Annotated in this window: 2 protein-coding genes and 1 pseudogene; all 3 read right to left on the bottom strand. The window is 52.1% G+C overall.

Translation table 11 applies throughout. The features are described 5' to 3' along the window. A pseudogene (locus tag ACTVDO_RS17255) lies at positions 1-99 on the bottom strand (AAA family ATPase); the annotation flags it as partial. Next, positions 92-1,342, bottom strand: a complete 1,251-nt coding sequence (locus ACTVDO_RS17260) for an IS481 family transposase (RefSeq protein ID WP_442901949.1) — start codon at positions 1,340-1,342, stop codon at positions 92-94. The pseudogene ACTVDO_RS17255 and the gene ACTVDO_RS17260, both read right to left, overlap by 8 nt. Before the next feature lie 142 nt (positions 1,343-1,484). Further along, entirely contained in the window at positions 1,485-2,048 is a 564-nt protein-coding gene (locus tag ACTVDO_RS17265; RefSeq protein WP_442901950.1) for a DUF6431 domain-containing protein, read from the bottom strand. Positions 2,049-2,199: the final 151 nt, after the last annotated feature.

Raw genomic sequence — 2,199 nt, forward strand, 5'->3', positions numbered from 1 at the left:
CCGCAACGCTTCCTGAAATGGCGCCCCTTGATACGCCTCGGACGGGTCTGTTTCTTTCGCAAACGGCTCCCGCGAGAGGGAGTAAAACGATTTATACACCGTGTTCTCCCTCCTTCGCCGGAATCGCCGCAAACGGGGACCGATGGCGTTTTACATAGGCGTTGTCCTCCAAACGAACCCGAATGGCTTCCGCCACCCGTTTGCCCTCTTCGTACACATAGACGCCTCGTTCATCATAGCGGAGCTCAATCGATTGCCCAATGAACCGAGGCGGCACTTCGTATAGCTGTTTATTCAGGGTGATCGTGCCATCGGCTTTCACCTTGCGGTGCTCCCGTTTCAGAAAAATCGCATCCAGCCAATCGCCATCTTCGATGAACGACACGAGATGCACTTGCGATTGAAACACCTCATGCGGCGTTTTTCCGTCCAGTGAGGCGTGCGGTTTTCGATGATACTCCTCTTCAAGCCACTTCCAAAAACGCTCGTTCAACTCGTCAAGCGATTTCGGCGGATTCAGCTCCAACAGTGGATAAAACCGTGTCTGTACGGTGCGGAAGAACCGTTCGATTTTTCCCTTGCTTTGCGGGTCATACGGCTGGGTGTGGATGAGTGTAATCCCCATCTCGGCGCACGCATACTGCAACACCTCGGACCGATAAATTTTCCCGTTGTCCGAGTAAATGCGTTTCGGCTTCCCGCAACGAAGCACCGCTTCCTTCGTGACGATCCGCAGCCCGTCAAACTTCTCCGAAGGGAAAAATTGGGCATATGGTACTAACCGCGAGCAGTCATCGATATACGCGATCAAAAACGTTTTCTGGGCTTTCCCATGGACGCGAATCGTGGGTCCATGGGATAAGTCCCCTTGCCATAGCTCATTGATCTGGTCATACGCAAAACGCTTTCGCTCTGGCATCGGCAAGATTTCTTTTCCCACCAGGTTGTGTTTTTTTAACAATCGGTATATAGTAAAGTATGAGAGGGTGGTGGGAATGTCCCCCTGCTTGGTGAGTTGTTCGTAGAATAGGGTCACGGGCATGGTGGGATGTTCCTTCCTCAATGCTAGAATATGATCCTCATCATCGGGGGACAGACGTCTGGAGCGGCCGCGGTCCGAACGGCGCTTCGGCTTCAAGGCGTCGAAGCCCCCTTTTTTGTATCGGGCGCACCAATCCAGAATCGTCTTCGCCGCAATGGGTTTGTCCCCTTGATGGGGAATCGAGTGCACTCGCCCGCCCACCTCATTCAAATACGCTTTGGGCTCCACCTGGCCATTCACCAACGGAGCGATCAGCCCGTACCGAAACAGCGCGATGTCGTGTCTCATCGATTCATCCATCTGGATCTCCTCCCTGTCTCCCTGTGATGTTGGACCGTCCCGGTCCCCTCTACCCCCTATCTTACGAAACGGCTCGAGATTCGTCGAGAGGAAGGGTTTGTGGGAACATCAACCATCTCCATTTTTGGTGTTAAGTAGAAAATCAGGAAGTAATTTGATCCGCAAACGGATGCCACCTCTCGTTTGTCCACAGGTCTTGGATGATCGAGCCCACCCCCCGTCCCTCCAAGGTCTGCATCCACCAAACCGCCCGTTCTGTTCTTGCGTTCCCTACAGGGCCGATGATCCCCCACCTTCTCGCCGCCGCGTGATGCAAGCGAGAGAGATTCCGTAAAAATCGTCGGACATAAAACAAGATGACCTCCTTGGTGGGAAAAACAACCTGTTTGGTCTTCGCTCCTTGCCTTGGCGTTTCGAACCATGCTTTGACCGCTTGCCAAATAACCGATCGTGTATATTGAACATACGGGAGGAGGAAAGAAGGCAGCACACTCACCGTTTTGCAGCACTCTTGACAGCGATATCGTGCGATCCAAAGGTGATACTCCCCCTCTGCCGTCAACGCATAGCGTTGGTAGTATCCGTGACGATGCAAGGGGCGGCGGGATGGACAGTGGGGGCATTGGTTCACGTCGGGAAAATCGTTCCCTTTCCCACGATCCGTATACGTTTGAATGTCAATGCCAAAGTCGTGAAACTGGATCACACTTCCTCCCCCTCATTGAAACGAATGGAAATCTTTGTCCGAAACAATTCACAAAAAATTTAGCACATTCCTTCAGAAAAGGGGAGAGGGCTTTCTGAAAGAATGTGCAAAAAATGGGCGTTTTGTGCTGAAATAAAATGATAATTTACAC

The sequence above is a fragment of the Geobacillus sp. BK01 genome (assembly GCF_052220245.1).
In the GTDB taxonomy this organism is placed as follows: Bacteria; Bacillota; Bacilli; order Bacillales; family Anoxybacillaceae; genus Geobacillus.

Coding starts and splice junctions, on each gene's coding strand:
- ACTVDO_RS17260 (WP_442901949.1), bottom strand. CDS start 1,342: ATGGATGAATCGATGAGACACGACATCGCGCTGTTTCGGTACGGGCTG.